Origin of the sequence: Spirabiliibacterium falconis (assembly GCF_014885015.1) — a bacterium.
GTDB classification, from domain to species: Bacteria; Pseudomonadota; Gammaproteobacteria; order Enterobacterales; family Pasteurellaceae; genus Spirabiliibacterium; species Spirabiliibacterium falconis.
Window position 1 is genome coordinate 98,091 of the sequence record NZ_JABMIJ010000004.1, and the last position, 22,134, is coordinate 120,224.

The 22,134-nt window shown below is 42.7% G+C and carries 22 protein-coding genes and 1 tRNA gene; 13 read left to right on the forward strand and 10 right to left on the reverse strand.

Going from position 1 to position 22,134, the window contains the following annotated elements; genetic code table 11:
• Positions 1-79 precede the first annotated feature (79 nt).
• The 3 genes from fldA (at position 80) to HPC40_RS01480 (ending at position 1,861) form a co-directional block, all read left to right on the forward strand.
• Entirely contained in the window at positions 80-604 is a 525-nt protein-coding gene (gene fldA / locus HPC40_RS01470) for a flavodoxin FldA (RefSeq protein ID WP_208117710.1), read from the forward strand.
• A 97-nt stretch (positions 605-701) separates the two neighbouring features.
• Positions 702-1,148: a ferric iron uptake transcriptional regulator gene (gene fur, locus HPC40_RS01475; protein WP_208117711.1), complete on the forward strand. Its 447-nt coding sequence runs from the start codon at positions 702-704 to the stop codon at positions 1,146-1,148.
• 110 nt (positions 1,149-1,258) lie between these two features.
• On the forward strand, positions 1,259-1,861 hold the full coding sequence (locus HPC40_RS01480) for a YagU family protein (RefSeq protein ID WP_208117712.1): 603 nt from the start codon (positions 1,259-1,261) through the stop codon (positions 1,859-1,861).
• Between the two features lie 48 nt (positions 1,862-1,909).
• Here the strand turns inward: HPC40_RS01480 and HPC40_RS01485 are convergent, their stop codons facing one another.
• On the reverse strand, positions 1,910-2,878 hold the full coding sequence (locus HPC40_RS01485; RefSeq protein WP_208117713.1) for an oxidoreductase: 969 nt from the start codon (positions 2,876-2,878) through the stop codon (positions 1,910-1,912).
• Positions 2,879-2,981: 103 nt separating this feature from the next.
• On the opposite strand from HPC40_RS01485, the gene ybaK reads away from it, so the two are divergent.
• Positions 2,982-3,458, forward strand: a complete 477-nt coding sequence (gene ybaK, locus HPC40_RS01490) for a Cys-tRNA(Pro) deacylase (protein ID WP_208117714.1) — start codon at positions 2,982-2,984, stop codon at positions 3,456-3,458.
• 7 nt (positions 3,459-3,465) lie between these two features.
• Here ybaK and HPC40_RS01495 read toward each other — a convergent pair whose 3' ends face one another.
• Together HPC40_RS01495 and HPC40_RS01500 are read right to left on the reverse strand one after the other, a co-directional pair.
• Entirely contained in the window at positions 3,466-4,236 is a 771-nt protein-coding gene (locus HPC40_RS01495; protein WP_208117715.1) for a lysophospholipid acyltransferase family protein, read from the reverse strand.
• A 1-nt stretch (position 4,237) separates the two neighbouring features.
• Positions 4,238-4,984 (reverse strand): GNAT family N-acetyltransferase, encoded by a 747-nt coding sequence (locus HPC40_RS01500; RefSeq protein WP_208117716.1) that lies wholly within the window; start codon positions 4,982-4,984, stop codon positions 4,238-4,240.
• Positions 4,985-5,264: 280 nt separating this feature from the next.
• On the opposite strand from HPC40_RS01500, the gene HPC40_RS01505 reads away from it, so the two are divergent.
• Entirely contained in the window at positions 5,265-6,383 is a 1,119-nt protein-coding gene (locus tag HPC40_RS01505; protein ID WP_328805295.1) for a CynX/NimT family MFS transporter, read from the forward strand.
• A 60-nt stretch (positions 6,384-6,443) separates the two neighbouring features.
• On the forward strand, positions 6,444-6,833 hold the full coding sequence (locus HPC40_RS01510; RefSeq protein WP_208117718.1) for a hypothetical protein: 390 nt from the start codon (positions 6,444-6,446) through the stop codon (positions 6,831-6,833).
• Between the two features lie 40 nt (positions 6,834-6,873).
• Here HPC40_RS01510 and HPC40_RS01515 read toward each other — a convergent pair whose 3' ends face one another.
• From HPC40_RS01515 to HPC40_RS01535, 5 genes are all read right to left on the reverse strand, one after another.
• Entirely contained in the window at positions 6,874-8,790 is a 1,917-nt protein-coding gene (locus tag HPC40_RS01515) for an ABC transporter ATP-binding protein (protein WP_208117719.1), read from the reverse strand.
• A gap of 8 nt (positions 8,791-8,798) precedes the next feature.
• On the reverse strand, positions 8,799-9,698 hold the full coding sequence (locus HPC40_RS01520) for a mechanosensitive ion channel family protein (protein WP_208117720.1): 900 nt from the start codon (positions 9,696-9,698) through the stop codon (positions 8,799-8,801).
• Between the two features lie 17 nt (positions 9,699-9,715).
• Positions 9,716-11,092 (reverse strand): MFS transporter, encoded by a 1,377-nt coding sequence (locus HPC40_RS01525; protein ID WP_208117721.1) that lies wholly within the window; start codon positions 11,090-11,092, stop codon positions 9,716-9,718.
• 89 nt (positions 11,093-11,181) lie between these two features.
• Positions 11,182-12,306 carry a bifunctional chorismate mutase/prephenate dehydrogenase gene (gene tyrA / locus HPC40_RS01530; RefSeq protein ID WP_208117722.1) on the reverse strand — a complete coding sequence of 375 codons (1,125 nt, stop codon included), beginning with the start codon at positions 12,304-12,306 and terminating at the stop codon, positions 11,182-11,184.
• Between the two features lie 9 nt (positions 12,307-12,315).
• Positions 12,316-13,386, reverse strand: a complete 1,071-nt coding sequence (locus HPC40_RS01535) for a 3-deoxy-7-phosphoheptulonate synthase (RefSeq protein WP_208117723.1) — start codon at positions 13,384-13,386, stop codon at positions 12,316-12,318.
• Positions 13,387-13,640: 254 nt separating this feature from the next.
• Here HPC40_RS01535 and rpsO point away from each other — a divergent pair, with 254 nt between their 5' ends.
• Together rpsO and HPC40_RS01545 are read left to right on the forward strand one after the other, a co-directional pair.
• Positions 13,641-13,910: a 30S ribosomal protein S15 gene (gene rpsO, locus HPC40_RS01540; protein WP_208117724.1), complete on the forward strand. Its 270-nt coding sequence runs from the start codon at positions 13,641-13,643 to the stop codon at positions 13,908-13,910.
• A 164-nt stretch (positions 13,911-14,074) separates the two neighbouring features.
• Positions 14,075-14,165, forward strand: a tRNA-Ser gene (locus HPC40_RS01545).
• 47 nt (positions 14,166-14,212) lie between these two features.
• Here the strand turns inward: HPC40_RS01545 and HPC40_RS01550 are convergent.
• Together HPC40_RS01550 and dcuC are read right to left on the reverse strand one after the other, a co-directional pair.
• Positions 14,213-15,472, reverse strand: coding sequence for a M20 family metallo-hydrolase (locus tag HPC40_RS01550; RefSeq protein WP_208117725.1), 1,260 nt, complete (start codon positions 15,470-15,472; stop codon positions 14,213-14,215).
• A gap of 10 nt (positions 15,473-15,482) precedes the next feature.
• On the reverse strand, positions 15,483-16,775 hold the full coding sequence (dcuC, locus tag HPC40_RS01555) for a C4-dicarboxylate transporter DcuC (protein ID WP_208117726.1): 1,293 nt from the start codon (positions 16,773-16,775) through the stop codon (positions 15,483-15,485).
• 128 nt (positions 16,776-16,903) lie between these two features.
• Between dcuC and HPC40_RS01560 the strand changes: the two genes are divergently transcribed.
• From HPC40_RS01560 to rbsB, 5 genes are all read left to right on the forward strand, one after another.
• Entirely contained in the window at positions 16,904-18,139 is a 1,236-nt protein-coding gene (locus HPC40_RS01560; protein ID WP_208117727.1) for a Zn-dependent hydrolase, read from the forward strand.
• Between the two features lie 134 nt (positions 18,140-18,273).
• Complete coding sequence (gene rbsD, locus HPC40_RS01565) at positions 18,274-18,693, forward strand: D-ribose pyranase (RefSeq protein ID WP_208117728.1); 420 nt, start codon at positions 18,274-18,276, stop codon at positions 18,691-18,693.
• Positions 18,694-18,702: 9 nt separating this feature from the next.
• Complete coding sequence (rbsA, locus tag HPC40_RS01570) at positions 18,703-20,196, forward strand: ribose ABC transporter ATP-binding protein RbsA (RefSeq protein ID WP_208117729.1); 1,494 nt, start codon at positions 18,703-18,705, stop codon at positions 20,194-20,196.
• A gap of 13 nt (positions 20,197-20,209) precedes the next feature.
• Positions 20,210-21,187 carry a ribose ABC transporter permease gene (gene rbsC / locus HPC40_RS01575; RefSeq protein WP_208117730.1) on the forward strand — a complete coding sequence of 326 codons (978 nt, stop codon included), beginning with the start codon at positions 20,210-20,212 and terminating at the stop codon, positions 21,185-21,187.
• Positions 21,188-21,215: 28 nt separating this feature from the next.
• Positions 21,216-22,094: a ribose ABC transporter substrate-binding protein RbsB gene (gene rbsB, locus HPC40_RS01580; RefSeq protein WP_208117731.1), complete on the forward strand. Its 879-nt coding sequence runs from the start codon at positions 21,216-21,218 to the stop codon at positions 22,092-22,094.
• Positions 22,095-22,134: the final 40 nt, after the last annotated feature.

Consider the following 22,134-nt stretch of genomic DNA (forward strand, 5'->3'; position numbering starts at 1 on the left):
TTATCATTCTCACTTAAAAAGAACGGTAAATGCCACAATTTCCATACAGAAAGAACAAAAACAAAATAGGGTAATTAACATGGCAGTAGTCGGTTTATTCTACGGCAGCGACACAGGCAATACTGAAAGCGTCGCAAAAATGATTCAAAAACAATTAGGTGACAATCTCGTTGATATTCGTGACATCGCGAAAAGTACAAAAGAAGACATTGAAGCCTATGATTTCATTCTTATTGGCATCCCGACATGGTATTACGGTGAAGCACAAGCCGATTGGGATGATTTTTTCCCTACATTAGAAGAAATTGATTTTACAGATAAAATCGTGGGAATTTTCGGCTGTGGCGACCAAGAAGACTATGCAGAATACTTCTGTGATGCAATGGGAACAGTACGCAACATTATTGAGCCACATGGCGCAACAATTGTGGGACATTGGCCAACGGAAGGTTATCATTTTGAAGTGTCTCAAGCGTTAGTGGATTCAGAAACATTTGTGGGGCTTTGTATTGATGAAGATCGCCAGCCTGAGCTGACAGAGCAACGTATTGAAAAATGGTGCAAGCAAATTTTTGATGAAATGTATTTAGGCGAATTAGCCTAACGATTATCATTTGCAATTGATAAATATTCCACATAAAATATAAGGAATTTATGTGGCAAGCAAATAAGGCAAACATTGCCTTTTATAGAGAGGAAATATGTCTGAACAAAATATTCAATTACTCAAGAAAGCAGGGCTCAAAGTCACTGAGCCTCGGTTGAAAATTTTGGCGTTAATGCAAGCAACAACCAACACGGAATTACAGCATTTTTCTGCGGAAGACATCTATAAAATGTTGCTTGAAGAAGGTGAAGAAATCGGACTTGCTACAGTCTATCGTGTATTAAATCAGTTTGACGAAGCAAATATCCTAACGCGTCATAATTTTGAAGGCAATAAATCCGTATTTGAGCTAGCTCCTGTTAGCCACCATGACCATATTATTTGCACAGATTGTGGTAAAGTTATTGAGTTTAGTGATGATCTCATTGAAAAACGTCAACGTGAAATCAGTGAAAAATTTGGCATTGAGCTAGAAAATCACAGCCTCTATCTCTATGGCAAATGCAACAATGCCAATAAATGTGACGACAGTAAAAAGTAATTTTTTTACATAAATAGATTGCTTTTATTGTCAAATCATCCCAAAATAGGTCGCCTAATTATTTTAGGTTATAAAATAATTATTTTTACTAACTTATTTTGGGATTTTTTATGTCTATTTTTCAACAAACTAACCCGAATCGCCGCCGTTATGGCGTTGCCATTTTTGTCGGCATTATCGCTGGATTAATTTCCGCTTTCGTAAAATGGGGAGCTGAACATCCATTCCCACCGCGTAGTCCAATTGATCTTTTTGTGGCAGCATGTCAAGATCCATCGCAAGCATTGGAGGTCTGTTCTCGTGCATTTCTAAACCCTCCACATGTATTTTTGCGGGATTATTTAGGAATTAACCCTATTGATGCGGCATTCACATTTGCTGATCAAGCATTTAACTGGATTGGCGTAACGCATATCATCTTCTCTTTAGTGTTCGCTATCGGCTACTGCCTTGTGGCTGAAGTATTCCCTAAAATTAAATTCTGGCAAGGTATTGGAGCGGGTCTTATCGCCAATATTTGTGTGCATTACATTACCTTCCCACTCTTAGGATTGACGCCACCTGTACTTGATTGGCCATGGTATGAGCATATCTCCGAATTGGTTGGGCATATTTTCTGGTTCTGGACCATTGAAATTATTCGTCGTGACTTGCGTAATCGCATCACCCATCAACCCGATCCTGAAATGCCATTAGATCAACCTTATCGTTAATCATGCACAAAAAACCGCACTTTCAACGTGCGGTTTTCTCTTGGTATTTTAATAACCATAATCATGACACAACTGTGCCAATTTTATCCCCAACGTTGCAATCGAAAAGGTTTGATCATCTGCAACTGAGAAAAATGTAACGCCATTTTCCTGCTCTTCAATCGCACTAATATGTAATGTAGGCTCTAATTCCCCCGCTTTTACAGGGGTTAACACCTCTTTTTCATACACAGTAACCAAATCATTTTGTTGCCACTGCAACAATAGATTATCCAAAGGCATTTGGTACTCGCCCCACACACTCACATGTTGAGCAAGCCCGTAGAAAACCGCACTTTGAATCGGGTGAAGTGTCAGTTCAACTTCTGCAGGTAACACTTTCCGAAATTGTTGCAATAAGCGAGCTTGACTAAAGTGCGATGCTGTAAATGGGGCAACATTAAATGCCAAACGTGGCTCATCTTCATCAAGCCCAATTCCATTAAGCAGTTTTGCTGTCTGTCCAGCGAGGCGGCGCACTTGCTCTTCATTAACATAGGACGCAGGCAATAGTGAGCTGACAACCACATTCGACACCGCACTTTCTAAGAGTGGTGCAATGGCCAAAATAAGTTGGCTAATTTGAGGGTCGGGCAAAGAAACAATATTGTGATTGCGTAATTGCTCAAGCTGCGCCTCATTCACACTCGGCACCACCAATGGCACATCATGCAAACTGGCAAATATGCCTAATAAATCCACAACAACACATCCATTTTGTGCCGCCTGATGAACCGCTTGTGCATGTTCAATATTGCCCGCAAAAAAGAAATACCGCACTTCACTCCATGCAATGTCATCCATCGCTTTTTGTGCCACAGCCCGATTATTGAAACGCACCCCTTGTTCATCACCAAACGGTATAATATCCGCCGCGACTACATTTTCCACAGGCAAGTCACTGTGTTCTAATGCTTCAATTACTTTTTCAGCTAGCGCAAATTCCGCTGCAATCACCACATTCATCATTTCTGGCATAATTTCCCCTAACTGTGCAACTGCACGTTGACTTTTTTATTGACATCATGCGCTATTTTACGCAATTCTATGGGCTAAGTCTTAAAAAATTTATGGAGGTTATATGACCCCTGCTATCCAATTATTAAAAAAACACGCTGTGGCATTTAGCTTGCATCCCTACGATCACGATCCCACCAACACCCATTTCGGTGAGGAAGCCGCAGAAAAACTCGGCATAAGCCTTGATCAAACGTTTAAAACACTGATGGTGTCCGCCAGTGGCGAAAGCAAACCGATTGGCGTGATGGTGCTACCAGTATCACATCAATTAAGTTTAAAAAAAGCCGCAAAAGCTCTCGGTGTGAAAAAAGTTGATCTTGCACCGCTTGATATGGCACAAAAAACCAGTGGCTATTTAGTTGGAGGCATCAGCCCGCTTGCACAGAAAAAAGCCTTACCCACATGGATTGATGAGAGTGCTAAACACTGGGAACACATCTATATCTCTGGCGGAAAACGGGGATTAGACATTGCCCTTGCCGCCCACGATTTAGCGAAACTCACACGTGGGCAATTTGCTGATTTGCGTGATGAATAAAGTGCGGTTACGCACTATTCGGCTGGCGTAATCGCTGCGCCAATACATGAGAAATCTGATGCTGTGCTTTGTCTGCCAGTTCACGTCGGGTTTGGTCGGATACTGGCAATTCGGGTAAAAAATGCAACTCTACAACCGCACTTTGCTGTTTGGCTAAGGCTTTCATAGACTGAAATAAGCTAATATCCCCGTAATATGCCATGGTATGATTACACCCCACTTGCTGATGAGCAGGATAAAAAACAAGCAATGGCGTAATCGGCACATCCGCATCAATCGCTGCTTGGAAAAAGCTGCTTTTAAATGCTAATACTGACGTACCGTCTGTGGACGTACCTTCAGGAAACAGCGCAACTTGCTCACGATGCTGTAACGCCTGCGCAACCCCTTGTACTTTGCTTTGGGTTGTGGCATTCCCACGTTGGCGAGAAATAAAGATCGTTTGTGCCTGTGCGGCCAAATAACCAATAATCGGCCATTTTCGCACATCTTCTTTCGCAATAAACCGCCCTGGCAACACACTATTCAGTGCAAAAATGTCAAGCCACGAGACATGATTGGCGACAATTAATCTGCCACCCTGCTCATTGGTTTGAGGCAAATTAAATGCTATCACGCGAATATTAAAAATGGCTAATACATTTTGTGACCAGCGTTGAATGCGCCGCAATTTCTGCTCTGGTGTATGTCGCGGAAAAAACACCAGAATTTGTAGTACGCCGCTAATAAGATAATAAAATACCAACAGTAATCGCCACACAGCTCTTATTTTTTGCATATCACTCTCGGCTTAAATGTTTAAAATAGCGTTCATCAAGGCGATCAATACTCATTAAAATCAACACATCTGCGGTATTAAAATCAGGATCAAATGTTGGCTCGCCACAAATATAAGCTCCTGCCCGTAAATACCCTTTGATCAACGGCGGTGTGGCAACATGTAAATCATGATTAAATTGGGTTAAATCAATCGGGTTGCGTGGAAAAACACGCCATTGTGGAGGCGATAAATAGTGCTGAGCAAGTTTGCGATAAAGGCTAGCGACCCTATCGCCGCCATGTTGCATACTCATACTGCCACAGCCAATCATATATTTTAACTGATTATCGTGCATAAATTTAACCAGCCCCGACCATAGCATTAACATCACGGTCCCTGTGCGATAATCCTTGTGAACACATGCTCGCCCAAGTTCTACCGTATCGGGTAATAACGGCTCAATATTACGTAAATCAAATTCAGTTTGGCTATACCACTGCCCTAATGCGTTTGCTCCTGCCTGCGTTAACAAGCGATAACACCCCACCACAGTATTTAACTGTGTATCAATCGCAATCAAATGTTGGCAAAATGGGTCATATTGGTCAACATCACGCCCGTCTATACTCTGTACTTTTGCCCCCATTTCTTCGGCAAAAACGGCATAACGCAAACGTTGCGCTTGTTCTATTTCTTGTTGGCAATTCGCTAATCGAACAACGACAGTGTGATCTACTTTTTCAGATGATGATTGTTGCGGCAACATAGCGTCCCTTTACTATCTCGCTTTTATTGCTAATAGTTAATAATACCACTGTTCGCCATGTGATTAAACTATTGAATACTACGCTGCGTGCGATTTCTATACCCCGCCAACCGCACTTTAATATTCAATATCGCAATCAGATTGGCATTACATATTGACTATGCCTAATAAATTGCTATGTTAGTCACTCACATAGCAAGAGCGAGTAGTATATGACAACACACAAACCCCAACGGCAATTTTCAACCCTTTTTTTGCATTAGCCGTCTTTTTCTTAGCGATTAATTTGCGCCCTGCCATTATTGCTATGGGGCCTGTGGTTGATATCGTACAAAAAAGTTTGCACACCAGCGCGACGATGATGGGTGTGGTCGGCACATTACCCGTTTTGGCATTTGCGATGTTCTCGCCTTTTGTTGCACGCCTTGCCAAACGCTTTGGTGCTGAACAGGTGATTATTATGGGCATGATCAGCATTGCACTGGGATGTGTGCTACGTTCAGCGTTTAATCATATTTGGACCGTGCTATTTGGCACATTTGTATTTTGTGGTGGCATTGCGATGGGCAATGTTCTGCTTTCTTCAATGATTCGCCGCTACCGCCCACGCTATGTTGAACGCCTAACCGCACTTCAAATGCTCGCATTTAGTATTGGGTCAGCCATTGCCTCGAGCATCTCTGTGCCACTGGCGCAGTGGTCGAACTGGCAACTCGCCCTTGGCATATGGGCGGTGGTGGTCATTCCTGGGATTATTATTTGGTGGCAATTACGTCAAAAAGTGAAAACGCAAACATCCGATGCCCCCCATCCAACCACACAACCTTGGCATGGCAATATTTGGACAAGTCCACTTGCGTGGAAAATCAGCATTTATATGGGGTTGCAATCAATGATGTTTTACACAATGGCAAACTGGTTGCCATCACTGATTGCCGCACGCGGCTTTAGCTCTGTTGAAGCAGGAAATTACAGCACCATTTTTCAATTTATCGCCTTTCCAACCGCACTTTTACTGGCACCATTAGCGGAAAAAATCAATATCCGCTATTTAATGACGGGTGCTTGTGTATTCACTTTAGCGGGTTTTTTATTACTTTGCTATGCTCCCACATCGTTAATGTGGTTGGCAACCGCACTTTTAGGTATTGGAGGGTGCGCCAGTTTTACCTTGTGTCTCATGTTGTTTGCACTGAAGGCAGAAAGTGCTGCTCATGCCGCCGCACTCTCTGGTATGGCACAAACGGTCGGCTATCTAATCGCTTCAGTAGGGCCAATTGGGGTAGGTTATCTCTATCAAATCAGTGAAAATTGGACGTTACCAATTTACGCAATCATCATCGCATTATTGCTACAATTGATCGCCTCACTCGTGGTAGGGCAAGGCTCTCGTACATAAATGCGAACTTTTCACTGAAAAAACACTCTAATAAACACAATAACCTAAAGGAGAATAAAGATGAAACAACATCTCAAAACGATGGCAGTCGCTGCCATTACCGCAACATCTGTGCTGGCATTAGCTCCTGCCGTGAATGCGGCAACAAGCCATACTAGTGTCAACGTGCATTTCCAAAAAGGGGCTTATGCCGCCACTTATCAAGGCGTGATCAAAGGCTACCAATACAACAGCTATATGTTTACTGCTAAAAAAGGGCAAAAATTAACTGTCAACGTTAATACCAAAGGAAATGCTAACGCTGTTCTTTATGGCTATGACGATTTTATCGAAGGCGAAAGCTATACCTTACCGAAAAGTGGCAAATACGAAGTTCGCGTGCTACAGCCTCGTGCTATCGCACGCAAAGGGAAAAAATCACACTACGATGTCACTATTCATATTCAATAGAAAAAAGCTGAGGTTAACCTCAGCTTTTTTACCCTAATACCTACGCATTTTTAATACGCTCCAGCTCTTCCCAGCGTATCAACTGCTGCTCCAACGACTGCTCTTTCTCGGCTAACAATTCAAGCATTGCACTGGTGGTTTTATGATCTTGATTAAAAAAGTCAGGATCGCTGACTGCTCGTTGTAATTCATCAATCTCCTGCTCAAGTTGTTCTAACAACTGCGGCAGCTCATCTAATTCTCGTTGCTCTTTAAAACTCAATTTGCGCACACGATCCCGTTGCTTGTTTTTTTGTTTCGCTTTGTCTGTAACATCAACCGCACTTTCAACTTTCTCTGTACGTATTTTGGTGCTCAAAGCGTTATCTTGCTGTTGCTTAGCATCATAATAACCGCCAATATAAGGCATAACAACGCCGTTCCCTTCAAAAAAATAGCACTCGGTGGCGGTATTATCAATGAACTGGCGATCGTGGCTAACAATAATCAATGTGCCCTGATATTGGCTTAAAATATCTTCTAATAACTCTAATGTTTCAACATCTAAATCATTCGTTGGTTCATCGAGAATCAGCAAATTATTTGGTTTCAACAACAATTTTGCTAATAACAAACGGTTTCGCTCCCCACCCGAGAGGGCTTTAACAGGGCTCATCGCACGTTTTGGCGGAAAGAGAAAATCTTGCAAATACCCCAACACATGGCGTTTTACGCCATTGACTTCAACATCTTGTTTGCCATCTGCCACATTGTCCATGACCGTTTTTTCAGGATCAAGTGCTGCACGATGTTGATCGAAATAAGCTATGTCTAATTTTGTGCCTGACCGCACTTTGCCTGTTTGAGGTTGCAACTCACCCAGCAGAAGTTTGATGAACGTTGTTTTGCCACAGCCATTTGGTCCAACTAGTGCGATTTTATCCCCTCGCATTAACGTCGCAGAGAAGTTCTTGATTAATTCACGTCCACCAACCGAATAACTAATATTATCAAGCTCAAACACTATTTTGCCCGAACGTACGCTTTGGTCGAGCTGAATATTGACATTACCCAGCACCTCACGCCGCTCACGGCGTTCTTGACGTAATGCTTTCAATGCCCGAACTCGCCCTTCATTGCGGGTTCGCCGTGCTTTGATACCTTGACGAATCCATACTTCTTCTTGTGCAAGACGTTTGTCGAATAACGCATTTTGCTCAGCTTCTATGCGCAGATCCTCTTCTTTTGCCTGTAAATAATGGTCATAATCCCCCTGATAAGAGGTCAATTTACCGCGATCAAGATCGACGATACGCGTTGCCATTTTGCGGATAAATGCACGATCGTGAGAAATAAATACAATGCTGCCGTTAAATTCCAACAAAAATTGTTCAAGCCAAGCTATCGACGCAATATCAAGGTGATTAGTCGGTTCATCCAGTAATAAAATGTCCGGATGACAAACTAACGCACGTGCTAATGCAGCCCGACGTTGCCACCCACCCGAAAGATCCGATAGTGCGGTTTCAGCGTTGAGCTCTAACCGTTGCAATATATCATTTATACGATTTTCAAATTGCCAGCCGTTAGCATGATCCAACGCTGCTTGCACCTCGGAAAGCTCGCTCATCAGAGCATCCGTGCAATGTTGTGCAATTTGTTGTAACAAGGCGTGATGCTTTTTCAATAAACCCGCCACATCGGCAATGCCTTCCGCCACATAGTCAAAGACACTGCCTTGTACATTGCGGGGTGGATCTTGCGGCAGGCGCGCAACCACAACCGCACTTTCGCATTGCAGCTGTCCATCGTCAAGTGCGGTTTCACCTGCCAACACTTTCATTAATGTTGATTTGCCTGCGCCATTGCGCCCAACTAAACAAACACGCTCACCTGCTTCAATATGCAAATCCGTATGATCAAGTAATGGCGCATCACTATATGCCAAATAAGCATGGGTTAAACTTAACAGTGCCACAAAAATCCTTATTTATTCTCATTTATCATCAAGGGTTTATCAAACACATTCACGCCACCTTTCACCCCAAAATCAAGTGTCGTCACGTTGTAGGCGATGGAGATATTTTCCTGCTCAAACCGCTTTTTCAATGCCATAATAACCGCACTTTGTGCTGCCAAATAATCATTATAATGGGAAAATGCAATCCAAAACCGCACTTCAAAATTATAGGTCGAACTGCCAATATCAGTAAAATAAAAATCGGCTTGTTCATGTTCGACTGTACAAGGTAATGCCTTGACCACGTCAAGCGCAACAGATTTCACATGCTCAAGATCGTCACCATAAGATACGCCGCTAGACAATACCACTCTCAGGCGATCTTGGGCAGAATAATTAATAAAAACACCATTATAGATCAACTGGTTAGGCACATAGACTATTTTCCCTTGCAAACTTTTCAAGGTAACCGATACCAAACCTATTTGCTCGACAACGCCAAGATAATTTTCAATTTTCACCCAATGCCCAATATCGAATGGACGTTGCGTTTTGATCAACGCCCCTGCAAACGCATTGGATGCGATATCTTTAAACGCAAAACCTGCAATAATACCAACAATGCCGGCTCCAGCGAGCAAATGCGTAATAAAGGTGGTGAGATTGAGGATATCTAACGCTAAAATCACGCCAGAAAAACACATAAAAATAAACACCACTAACGACACCACCGCCCCCATGCGTTGAGCTTGAGGAAATAGACGCTCGTAGGTTTTTAAACTTGCCTTGCGTAAAAGTCGTGCGAGAAAATAAAATAACACTAAAACAATAATTGCTGCTACGACATTCGGCAACATTGTCAATAACCAAGTCTGCCAGCCTTCAATTGTATGTGCCACAACGGAAATGGGTTTATCTGTTTGCATAAAAGCCTCTTGTTTGATTAATCTATTTTAGGGGAGATGATATTTTCCTGACTCTCAGATTCTGACCGCACTTTTGTCGTTTGATCAGTGATATTTTCGTCCGTTTCAATCTGTTCCAAACACTCTTGATATTCTTGTATAAGTTCTTCATCAAATGGTTGATCGGTTGCTTCATCGTTACGCGGATCAAGTTCTGTGGCAATCGTCGTGGTTGCTGTAGCTGGCATTACGACATATTCACTTCGCTCTTCTTCTGGAATAGATTTTTGGCTAAGCGTATAACACACCAAGATCACAGAGCAGATGGCGTAAAAACTGTAAAAACCATAATCAACAAATTGTGACATTACCACACCGAGTAATGGCGGTGCGATCAGTGCGCCCGTCCCATAAGCGAACAATAAGCTACGACTCACTTCAACGGTGCTCATTTCATTCGGAATCACGTCATTGGCTCGTGCAATGCTCAACGCATAGAGCGTGAATAAGCTGGCACCAAGCAAAAACGCCACGCCGTACTGTAACCACCTATTTTCAACCCCATAAAAAATGGCTACGATGCCAAGTAGAGAACTCATCGTTGCTAAGAAAGCACAAACTAAAATGGCATTGCGTCGCCCATAGCGGTCGGACAGGCTCGCAATAGGAAGCTGACTGACAAATCCCCCCACCATGGCAACCATTAAATAAATAGAAATTTGTTGTACGCTGAATTTTAAATTCAATAAAAATACCGATGCCATCGTATAAAAGCCATTCACTAACACTCCACCAATAAAACTGGCAACTAATGCAAGCGGTGCTATCATCAGCACACGTGGCACACTAATACGATCACGTGGCGGCAATTGCGGTTCTTTAATGCGTGTAAGCGAAACAGGCAACATCGACATTACCACAAACATTGCCGCCATAATAAAAATATTATTACTACTCAATTGGAGCGACAATAACGCAATACCCAGAGTAAACGAGAGATAAAACACTAAATTATAAGTAGCCAGCACTTTACCACGGGTGCTAACAGTGGTTTTTTCACTAAACCAGCTTTCAATAATCATTAATAAGCTGTAATAGCAAAACCCTAACGAGATTCTCAATACTCCCCACACCCATAGATTTTCTAGCATAATATGCCCTAGTGCTGAAATCGCAAATAACGCACCAAACACACTGAAAGAGCGGATATGCCCAACACTCGACACAATACGGTGTGCAGCGACCGCACTTGAGGCCGCACCAACAAAAAATGCCGCATTCAAAATCCCAATTGTGATTTCACCAACGCCCATTTCCGCCAATTTCACACCAGCGGAGTTCAAAAATAATCCATAGCCTGCAAATAAAAGAAAAACGCTAGAAAAAAGAGAATAAAATTTTGTTGATGTTGGCATAGTTTGACTCATTAGACGTGTAATAAATAAGGCTCACTGTTCAGCGAGCCTTAAAATATTAAAGGGTATAAAGCACTTGCGCAATCATTTTATGTTTTTCGCACATCATTTGCTTGTTGTAATAATTGCCGACTTTCTGTCAAAAACTGCTCAGAATAATCACCAAACCAATGACGCACCTGATTAAATTGTTCAATAAAGCCCTGTTTATCCTGCTGCTGGAATAATGCCAGTGTTTCTTGATAACATGCCTGTAATGATTCAATCACAGCAAGATTTTCAGGTTTATCCATAATAATATCAGCATAAAGTGCGCCATCTTGAGCAAAGAGTCGCCCAATCATCGCCAGTTCCAAACGGTAAATCGGCGACGATAGTGCGAGCAACTGCGCCAATTCCACTGGCTGCTGCGAAAGATGCAAGCCATTCACAAAAGTGGAGAAATGGCGTAATGCTTGCACATATGTCATATTTTTATCGTGCGCGGCAGCATCAGTATGATAAATGATCGCCCCCCAAATTTGGATTTGCTCTAAAAGCCACGCATATTGCTCAGGCTTACGTCCTTCACAGCACACCACAACTTGCTTAGCAAAACTTGGAATATCAGGACCAAACATCGGGTGCAGCCCAACAACAGCTCCCTGATGAACCTCCAACATTTTCGCCAATGGACGAGCTTTAACCGACGTTAAATCAAGTAACAACATATTCTCTTGCAAGTGCGGTTGTAACTGTTCAATCACGGCAATCGTGTCGTGAATTGGCACACTGACGATGACCACATCAGCATCTTGTAAAATCGCACCCGCATGTGCCCAATCGTTGCGCTCAAGATGTTCACAGTGATAGCCTGAAAGGGTCAAATAGCGCGAAAATAAGCCGCCGAGCTTTCCAGCTCCCCCCACAATGACAATTTTACGAATATCGGGATTGACACATTTAAAACCTGTTTTATGCTCATTTTGATAAGATTCTCGCATGATGCGACGTAGAATATCCTCAATCAAATCTGGTGATACCCCACACTGTTCCGCCTCTTGGCGACGTGCGGCGAGCATTTGTGCTTCTCGCTCAGGCGCATAAACGGGTAAGCCGTATTGATGTTTCACTTCCCCCACTTGAGCAACCAATGCCAACCGTTGTGCTAACAGCTCCAATAGCGCTTTATCCACACGGTCAATTTTATCGCGTAATGGCTTTAACGGCTCCATTCTCTCCCCTTACAACGTGCGGTCAACTAATTTGTGATGTAAGGATTTTAACAGGCTTTCCGTAGTTTCCCAATCAATACAGGCATCGGTGATCGATACGCCATATTTGAGTTGTGAGCGTGGTACATCGGCATTTTGATTACCTGCGTGAATATTACTTTCAATCATCAAGCCAGTAATAGATTGATTCCCTTGACAAATTTGTTCAACCGCACTTTCCGCTACGATTGCTTGGCGAGTGTAATCTTTATTCGAATTCCCATGGCTACAATCAATCATTATCGACTGCTCTAACCCTGCTTGTGCCAAAATTTGCTCACATTCTTTAACAAAGTGCGGTTCAAAATTCGGGGTTTTACCGCCACGTAAAATCACATGCCCATCACGATTCCCCGCAGTTTGCAGTAAACTCACTTGCCCTTTTTGGTTTATACCAATAAAGCGATGCCCCTGTGACGCCGCTTTAAGTGCATTGACAGCAACATCCAAACCGCCATCGGTGCCATTTTTAAAGCCAACGGCCATTGATAACCCTGATGCCATTTCACGGTGTGTTTGCGATTCCGTCGTGCGCGCCCCAATTGCCGACCAACTGAACAACTCCGCCATATATTGTGGCGAGATAGGATCTAAAGCCTCACTGGCAAGTGGTAATCCCAACTTGATAATATCCAGCAAAAGTTTACGGGCTGTGTAAAGTCCATGTTCCACATCAAAACTGCCATCTAAATGTGGATCATTGATCAATCCCTTCCACCCCACTGTTGTGCGTGGTTTTTCAAAATAAACGCGCATCACAATATATAAGGTATCTTTCATTTCATCTGCCAATTTTTTCAAACGTTTGGCATAATCCAACGCCGCCTCTGGGTCATGAATAGAACATGGCCCAATCACGACCAACAGGCGTTTATCACGCTTATGAATAATATCCGCAATTTCTTGACGTGTGCTGGCAATAAATTGTTTTTCATTCTCATTGAGTGGCAACTGCGCCTTTAATTCATATGGTGTGATCAGGATTTTCTCATCATCAATATTCACATTGTGCAGCATATCCTTATTGAGTACAGCGTTCATGTTTGTTCCTATCTCTCTTTTTGTTGTAAAAAATTTATTACATACAATGTATTTTAATCGTTACAATACTATATTTTTCTGATGTTATCAAGAGAGAAAGGGAATGTAACCACACTTTTATTGCTGAAAAGTGCGGTTAGCGTGAAAAGGTTGCTTGCAATGGGCGTAAACTCACAGTAGAATGCACATGCCTGTCATAGCTGAACTAGAGATCGGCTATTGATGTATTTAACCAACTTAATTTAGGAGTTAACATGTCTCTAAGTGCTGAAGCAAAAGCGAAAATTATCGCAGAATTTGGTCGTGACGGTAAAGATACTGGTTCATCTGAAGTACAAATCGCATTACTCACTGCACAAATTAACCACTTACAAGCTCATTTCTCAGTTCATAAGAAAGATCACCATGGTCGTCGTGGTTTATTGCGTATGGTTTCGCGCCGTCGTAAATTATTAGATTACTTAAAACGTACTGATGTTCAATTGTATCTTTCTACTATTGAGCGTTTAGGTTTACGTCGCTAATCGTAACTCTTTTATGTTTCAAAACCTGCTTCGGCAGGTTTTTTTATACGCAAAATGACTAAGACTGACCGCACTTTGCATATTATTTCCGCAATCAAAACAATTCTTTTTAATTCCTTGTTGACTTAGCAAGGCGAAGTTTGTATCATCTGCACCACTTCAACGGAGGAATGGTCGAGTGGTTGAAGGCACCGGTCTTGAAAACCGGCGAGGGTTGATAGCCCTCCGTGAGTTCGAATCTCACTTCCTCCGCCATATTTCAAAAAACCGCACATTAATGTGCGGTTTTTGCATTTTAAACGTTACTGATTTAATGTCCGTAAAAGTGCGGTATAAATTTCATATGCGGTGAGTAACTGCCGCTCATCAAAATCAAATTCCGCTTGATGATGCCCTGCCGTTCTATCCGCACCTACGATAAAATAAATCGCTTTTCCACCATGTTGCTGCACCCGTTTCCCCAAAATAGTTGCGTCTTCACTACCATTAAACGGATGATTTTCAACAACATTTTGAACGGCGTGCGTATTTTTCGCAATCTGACCAATGAGCGTTATCAGTTCATCATCATTAATGAGATCGACCGCTTCTCCCATCACTTCGGTTTCTAATTCAACCCCAAAGCTAGTCGCAATGCCCTGTGCGATCGACATCACATTATCAACCATATATTGATTAATCTTGGCATTTTCACCCCGCACTTCCAATTGAAGTTGGGCATAACTTGGAATGACATTACGCCCTTCCCCCGCATTAAAAACACCTACATTAATGCGTGTCATACCGTCGCCATGGCGTGAGATGCTGTGTAATTGCGTGACGCAGTGAGCCGCTGCTAAGAGTGCATTCTGCCCTAAATGTGGGCTTGCTCCTGCGTGTGCGGGTTTGCCGCGATAACGCAAGTCAATTTTCGTTGTACAAAGAAAATTTGTTGGATTGGTGATAATCGTGCCTGAATCAGCACAAAAACTGAGATGCGATCCTGCAAAATAATCCACATCATCCACAATACCACTTGCCGCTATCGCAGCCGCTCCCCGTACACCTTCTTCCGCTGGCTGAAAAATCAGTTTGATTTTTCCCGAAAGTTGTGTGGCATTCTCACTTATCCATTGGGCAACACCTAAGCCTATCGCTGTATGCCCATCATGCCCACAGGCGTGCATTAGCCCATTCTGTTGTGAACGAAATGCTTCTTGATTAGGAATGTGTTGCTCATTATGGGTTTCATGCACGTTAACGCAATCAATATCAAACCGAAGTGCGGTGGTCGGTCCTTTACGCCCTGTATCCCAAATGGCAACACAGCCTGTATACTCCTCCATTTTTGCTAACCATTGCGGATTTGCACCTGCGGTAATTGCGTTGTCTAAGCCTTGTTGAACAACGGCAGCAACACGACCGCGCACAAAATCTGGGTTAATAATTTTACGCCCGACTAGCACTTCAAATCCCATGCTAGATAGCCGTTCACAGAGTTTTGTGGTAGTTAAAAATTCCGCCCAGCCCGTTTCAGGAAAACGATGGAACTCTCTTCGCCATTGAATCAATTGCGCTAACATTTTCCCTCACTTATAGCATGACCAATGCTAAGAAAATAATGGCTAATACCATTCCTGGTGCTGTCCGTTTGATCATATCAATCGGATTAACACCTGCAAGACCTGCACAAACAATCGTTACCCCAGCAATAGGTGACGCTGTTCTACCAATTGCTCCAGCAACGGCTGCCGCCATACCAAGATTCACAAATTCATAGCCAAGCTCTGGTGCATGAGGTGTAACGGCACGATTAAATGCAATCGCTGCGGCATCCCCCGAGCCAGTAATAATACCCATCAAAAATGGACCTACTGTTGCTCCCCAGCGTACAAATTCATTGGAATCTTTCAAAAAGTTAATTGCAGAATCAATTGCGCCTGTCGCTTTTAATCCCGCTACAAAAACACTTGCGGTAATGATAATCCCCATAATATCTGCATAAGAATTTCCCATTCCTTTAAAAAATTGATCGGTAATTTTTCCTGGTGATGTTCTGGTTACTAATACCGCATAAATCGCACCGATTAGCATGGCTTCAGGCACTTTCATTTTTGTCCACGCAAGCCACTCAACTTGATTTAAGCTCGTTCCACCGATGATCAAAATAACCAATGGCACCAAAGGAGCTAATGCGTACAATATATTGACTTTCAAGACGTGAGACTCTGCTTCTTTATTCTTTTCTTTATATTCATCCCTAAACTTTTGCCCGTAATCCCCTAAAATAATCGCAAGAATAGTTAATGTAACTGTGCCAATCGCGGCTGCAGTTAGTGTATATGGCGCATGCACCATATGAATTTCAGCAATCGACATATCAACAAATTCACTAATAATTGCAGCATGTGATGACCCTGGACTTAACATCGAACCATATGTTCCTGCTAAAATAGCCGCCCCCGCCATTGCTGGACGAACCCCCGCAGCGATTAATACAGGAATAAGCGTCGCCCCAACTGCCGCCGCACAGCCTGCCGCTGACGGAATCGCAATATTGATAAAAAAGGTCAAAATCGTTGCAATAGGAATAAGGAAAAATTTCAATCCGCCCAGCGGTTTTGTTAAAAGATGAACCAAATGAATATCACATTCCGTAAATTTCATCACATAAGCAAACCCCATACTGGCGCAAATTGCCATAATTAAGTTGGCACTTGTCATACTTTTTGAAAAAGCTTCTAATGCCCCCATCGGGTTCATAGCCAACACCGCCATCAATAACCCAACGCCAAACAATACTGCACGCGTATCGTATTTCTTGATTAATAAAATAATGGCTGTTACAACCCCTAAAACGGCAATAATCATATTTCCATAATCCATAAAGCCTCCTTTTTTATCAATTGTTTTTGTAAAAACAACGAAATTAACGTCAATTTGATTCTACTAAAATATATCTTCACTTATACTGTTTTAGATCACATTTTGAACATTTAAAGGAGAATAACCTTATGAATATTAAAAGAATGCGAACAATGATAGAAAAAATTGCCACATTTTCTTGTCATCCTCACAACATCACTCGTTTAGCGTATTCTCCCGAAGATATCCAGGCACGAGATTATGTGCTCTCCATCGCACAGCAAAATGGGCTAACGACCAGAATAGATGCTATTGGCAATGCCTTTATCCGCCGTGATGGACGTGATAATAACCTACCAGCAGTTGCATTTGGATCGCACTTAGATTCTGTTATTGATGCGGGTAAATTCGACGGTGTTCTAGGCTGCATTGCAGGATTTGAAATTTTACTGCAGTTACAAGAAAATCAAATCCCCACCCATCGCCCGCTGGAACTGATTATATTTGCATGTGAAGAATCAAGTCGCTTCCGCTTTGCTACATTAGGAAGCAAAGTGATGTGTAATGTTGTCAGCCATGAGAAGCTCGCCAGCCTCAGCGACGAGCAAGGCATCTCATTTCCTGATGCCATTCAACAGGCTGGATTCAACCTTGGTAACATTGAATCCGCACGTTGTAAACCGCAACATTATCACGCATTTTTAGAATTACATATTGAACAAGGTCCGCTCCTTGAGCAAGAACATAAAACCATCGGCATTGTAACGGGCATCGCAGCACCTATTCGTGCCATTGCCCGTATTTATGGGCAAGCTGATCACTCAGGTGCCACCGCAATGCAATATCGCCATGATGCACTATTAGCTGGCTGTGAAATCGCATTGGCTCTGGAGCAAAGTGCGGTGAATGCCAAACACAGCAGTGTCGCGACCGTCGGACAAATGTCGGCAAAACCTGGCGTGATGAATGTTGTGCCTGGATTTTGTGAGCTATTGATTGATATTCGTGGTTGCCATCTTGACGCACGAGAATCCATTCTCACCGCACTTCAACAAAAAATCACCACCATTGAAACAACGCGGGGCGTACGCATTGAACTTGAGATCATCTCCAAAGATGGCCCTGTTATGTTAGATTCCGCCTTACAAGATGAACTCATTCGCCAATGTGAACGCCTAAATTACCGCTATGAATTAATGCCAAGTGGTGCAGGGCATGACGCCATGCATATGACCCTTATCTGCCCAAGTGCAATGATTTTTATTCCTTCTATTAAGGGCATTAGCCATAATCCTTTAGAAAATAGCCACTGGCACGATGTGTTAGCAGGTGCAAACCTCCTCAAAGAAACCGTTCTCTCCATTGCAAATACGACCGCACTTTAACGTGCGGTTTTTATGCTCCGCTAAAATAATTTGATATACATCACAAATTCGAAACAAAGCACTTTAACCTGCTGTTTCGTTCCCTGTACACTTCTATCGAAACGTTTCGATGAAAGTATAAGGATGACAGCATAATGAAAAAAACAGCCCTCTTAAATCAACCTATTTCATCACTGATTGCCAGTCTCGGGCACACGGATAGCCTTGTGATATGCGATGCAGGTTTGCCAATTCCAACGCATTCCACCCGAATTGATCTGGCACTAACGTCAGGCGTTCCATCGTTTATACAAACAGTGCAAGCCGTTTCCAGCGAGCTTTTTATTGAAAGTGCGGTTATTGCAGAAGAAATTAAACAGCACAGCCCTGCCATGCACACCCAGCTATTAACACTACTAACCCTGATAGAACAGCAACAGCAGCGTAAAATTTCAGTTACCTATGTTACCCACGCAATATTTAAACAACAAACACAGCAGGCAAAAGGCATTATTCGCACGGGCGAATGTACACCTTATGCCAACATTATTTTACATTCTGGCGTGCCATTTTAGGAGCGGATAATGTCTAACCCTATTTTACATATTCAAGGCATCAATAAAGCCTTTCCTGGTGTAAAAGCGTTAAATAACGCTTGCCTGAATGTTTACCCTGGGCGCGTGATGGCGCTGTTAGGGGAAAATGGTGCGGGCAAATCAACACTGATGAAAGTGTTGACAGGGATTTATCACAAAGACAGCGGCGTGATTCACTATCAAGGCAAAGAGGTTATTTTCGATAATCCTAAACATTCTCAAGAAGCTGGCATCAGTATTATTCATCAAGAATTGAATATTATTGATAATTTAACCATTGCCGAAAACATTTTTCTTGGGCGTGAATTTGTCCACCCTTCTGGTCGTATTAATTGGACAGAAATGTACGCACAAGCCGATCGTTTATTAGCAAAATTGGGCGTAAAGCATGCCAGTTCCACATTGGCAGGCTCATTGTCTATCGGCGATAAACAGATGGTGGAAATCGCAAAAGCCCTTAGCTTTGAATCTCATATTATCATTATGGACGAACCCACTGATGCGTTGACCGATACAGAAACCGAAAGTCTATTTAACATTATTCATGAATTAAAATCTCAAGGGCGTGGCATTGTTTATATCTCCCACCGCTTAAAAGAAATTTTTGAAATTTGCGATGATGTCACGATTTTACGCGACGGAGAATTTATTGCTGAAAAACCCGTCAATCAATTAGATGAAGATCACTTAATTGAATTAATGGTCGGTCGTCGTTTAGATGATCGCTATCCTCATCTGGAAAAACCGATTGGAAAAATAGCCCTTGAGGTTAAACATCTCAGCGGCAGTGGTGTTCACGATGTGAATTTTACGCTTCATCAAGGAGAAATTCTTGGCATTTCTGGGCTGATGGGAGCTGGGCGTAGTGAGCTGATGAAAGTTATCTATGGCGCACTACCTAAAAGTGCGGGTGAAATAGCCCTAAATGGAAAGGTCATTCACATTCGTTCTGCCCAAGATGGGCTGAAAAATGGCATTGTATATATTTCTGAAGACCGAAAAGGCGATGGCTTAATATTGGGCATGTCAGTTAAAGAAAATATGACCTTACCCGCACTTGACTATTTTTCTTGTGTCTTTGGCTATATCAATAAAAAAGAAGAGCACCTCACCGTGGATGATTTTATCCGCCTTTTTAATATAAAAACCCCTAAACGAGAACAAGAAGTTGGTCTCCTTTCAGGCGGCAATCAACAAAAAGTGGCGATTGCTAAGGGGCTGATCACTCGCCCTAATGTCCTTATTTTAGATGAACCTACACGTGGTGTTGATGTCGGGGCAAAAAAAGAAATTTATCAATTGATTAATCAATTTAAAGATCAAGGGTTAAGCATCATTTTAGTGTCATCTGAAATGCCCGAAGTTTTAGGCATGAGCGATCGCATTTTAGTGATGCACGAAGGACGAATAACAGGTGAGTTCACACGGCAACAAGCAACTCAAGAAGCATTACTCGCCGCCGCTATTGGAAAAATATCATAACGAGGATAATAACATGACCGCACTTTCTGCTAATAAAAAATCCTTTCACTTAGGCACATTTTTGCTTGAGCAACGTTCTATTATTGCTCTATTACTGCTCATTGCGATTGTTTCTACCCTAAATCCGCACTTTTTTAGTGTAGATAACTTAATGAATATTTTACGGCAAACCTCTGTCAATGCCATTATTGCGGTTGGGATGACCTTTGTCATTCTTATCGCAGGTATCGATCTGTCCGTCGGTTCAGTGCTGGCCTTAACTGGCGCATTTGCCGCCTCGATGATCAGTGTCGATATGTCTGTCTTTATCGTCATCCCACTCGTTTTATTAAGCGGCTTATTACTTGGTGGCATCAGCGGGCTCATTGTTGCCAAAGGCAATGTGCAAGCCTTTATTGCTACCTTAGTCACAATGACCTTATTGCGTGGTGTAACGATGGTTTACACAGATGGTCGCCCTATCAGTACAGGTTTTTCAGACAATGCTGAATTATTCAACTGGATTGGCAGTGGCTATTTTATCGGTATCCCTGTTCCCATTTGGATTATGGCGTTCGTATTTCTGATTGCGTGGTATATCCTGCAACACACTCGCATGGGGCGTTATATCTACGCACTGGGCGGAAACGAAGCAGCAACGCGACTGTCTGGTATCAATGTTACCCGCATTAAACTGTTTGTTTTTTCGGTTTGTGGCCTACTCTCCGCCTTAGCAGGACTCATTGTCACCTCACGCCTTTCATCAGCCCAACCGACCGCTGGTGTCAGCTATGAATTAGATGCTATTGCCGCCGTTGTTGTGGGAGGCACAAGTTTAATGGGTGGAAAAGGGCGTGTCATGGGCACACTGATTGGTGCATTAATTATTGGTTTTTTAAATAATGCGCTCAATATTCTGGATATTTCATCGTATTACCAAATGATTGCCAAAGCTCTCGTCATTCTTGCTGCCGTATTAGCAGATAACTACCTTGGTAGAGCCAAAGCATAAATTCTCACTCACCTCAAAGGAGATTACTATGAAAAAACTGACAACCATTGCCTCAACACTACTCATGGGGCTTGCCATTAGCACAAGTGCGGTCGCAAAAGAAACCATCGCTCTTGCCGTATCAACACTAGACAATCCATTTTTTGTCACCTTAAAAGAGGGCGCACAAAAAGAAGCCGACAAACTAGGCTACAATTTGCTTGTGTTAGACTCACAAAATGATCCCGCTAAAGAATTAGCCAATGTCGAAGATATTCTTGTGCGAGGAGCCAAAGTCTTGCTCATTAACCCAACTGATTCTCAAGCCGTTGCCAATGCAGTTATTCGTGCCAATAAAAAAGGCATTCCTGTTATCACACTGGATCGCGGTGCAGCAAAAGGCGAGGTCGTCAGCCATATCGCTTCAGACAACGTGGCTGGCGGGAAATTAGCGGGGGACTTTTTAGCTGAAAAATTAGGTGATAACGCCAAAGTGATTCAATTAGAAGGCATCGCAGGCACATCAGCAGCGCGTGAACGCGGAGAAGGTTTTGCCCAAGCGGTGAAAGCACACCAATTTAATCTGCTCGCCTCGCAGCCTGCGGATTTTGACCGCACCAAAGGTCTTAATGTCATGGAAAACTTACTAGCTAGTCATGGCGATGTGCAAGCCGTCTTCGCACAAAATGATGAAATGGCACTAGGGGCATTACGCGCCTTACAATCAGCAAAAAAAGAGGTTATTGTAGTTGGCTTTGATGGAACAGACGACGCACTGCGTGCCGTAAAAGCCAAAAAATTAGCAGCAACCATTGCACAACAACCCGATGTGATTGGGCAACTGGGTGTTGATACAGCAGATAAAGTCCTCAAAGGTGAACAGGTTGAGGCGAAAATTCCTGTTCCGTTAAAAGTGGTTACTGAATAATCTGCCAAAACCGCACTTTGATCTAAAAGTGCGGTTTTCA

What these genes read in the sequence shown, in the direction of transcription:
- HPC40_RS01495 (WP_208117715.1), bottom strand. Translation starts at nt 4,236, where the DNA reads ATGCAAAAAATAAGAGCTGTGTGGCGATTACTGTTGGTATTTTATTAT.
- HPC40_RS01535 (WP_208117723.1), bottom strand. Translation starts at nt 13,386, where the DNA reads ATGAACGCTGTACTCAATAAGGATATGCTGCACAATGTGAATATTGAT.
- tyrA (WP_208117722.1), bottom strand. Translation starts at nt 12,306, where the DNA reads ATGGAGCCGTTAAAGCCATTACGCGATAAAATTGACCGTGTGGATAAA.
- HPC40_RS01560 (WP_208117727.1), top strand. Translation starts at nt 16,904, where the DNA reads ATGAATATTAAAAGAATGCGAACAATGATAGAAAAAATTGCCACATTT.
- rbsB (WP_208117731.1), top strand. Translation starts at nt 21,216, where the DNA reads ATGAAAAAACTGACAACCATTGCCTCAACACTACTCATGGGGCTTGCC.
- ybaK (WP_208117714.1), top strand. Translation starts at nt 2,982, where the DNA reads ATGACCCCTGCTATCCAATTATTAAAAAAACACGCTGTGGCATTTAGC.
- rbsC (WP_208117730.1), top strand. Translation starts at nt 20,210, where the DNA reads ATGACCGCACTTTCTGCTAATAAAAAATCCTTTCACTTAGGCACATTT.
- rbsD (WP_208117728.1), top strand. Translation starts at nt 18,274, where the DNA reads ATGAAAAAAACAGCCCTCTTAAATCAACCTATTTCATCACTGATTGCC.
- HPC40_RS01485 (WP_208117713.1), bottom strand. Translation starts at nt 2,878, where the DNA reads ATGCCAGAAATGATGAATGTGGTGATTGCAGCGGAATTTGCGCTAGCT.
- HPC40_RS01520 (WP_208117720.1), bottom strand. Translation starts at nt 9,698, where the DNA reads ATGCAAACAGATAAACCCATTTCCGTTGTGGCACATACAATTGAAGGC.
- HPC40_RS01480 (WP_208117712.1), top strand. Translation starts at nt 1,259, where the DNA reads ATGTCTATTTTTCAACAAACTAACCCGAATCGCCGCCGTTATGGCGTT.
- HPC40_RS01550 (WP_208117725.1), bottom strand. Translation starts at nt 15,472, where the DNA reads ATGTTAGCGCAATTGATTCAATGGCGAAGAGAGTTCCATCGTTTTCCT.
- fldA (WP_208117710.1), top strand. Translation starts at nt 80, where the DNA reads ATGGCAGTAGTCGGTTTATTCTACGGCAGCGACACAGGCAATACTGAA.
- HPC40_RS01525 (WP_208117721.1), bottom strand. Translation starts at nt 11,092, where the DNA reads ATGCCAACATCAACAAAATTTTATTCTCTTTTTTCTAGCGTTTTTCTT.
- HPC40_RS01500 (WP_208117716.1), bottom strand. Translation starts at nt 4,984, where the DNA reads ATGTTGCCGCAACAATCATCATCTGAAAAAGTAGATCACACTGTCGTT.
- HPC40_RS01510 (WP_208117718.1), top strand. Translation starts at nt 6,444, where the DNA reads ATGAAACAACATCTCAAAACGATGGCAGTCGCTGCCATTACCGCAACA.
- rbsA (WP_208117729.1), top strand. Translation starts at nt 18,703, where the DNA reads ATGTCTAACCCTATTTTACATATTCAAGGCATCAATAAAGCCTTTCCT.
- dcuC (WP_208117726.1), bottom strand. Translation starts at nt 16,775, where the DNA reads ATGGATTATGGAAATATGATTATTGCCGTTTTAGGGGTTGTAACAGCC.
- fur (WP_208117711.1), top strand. Translation starts at nt 702, where the DNA reads ATGTCTGAACAAAATATTCAATTACTCAAGAAAGCAGGGCTCAAAGTC.
- rpsO (WP_208117724.1), top strand. Translation starts at nt 13,641, where the DNA reads ATGTCTCTAAGTGCTGAAGCAAAAGCGAAAATTATCGCAGAATTTGGT.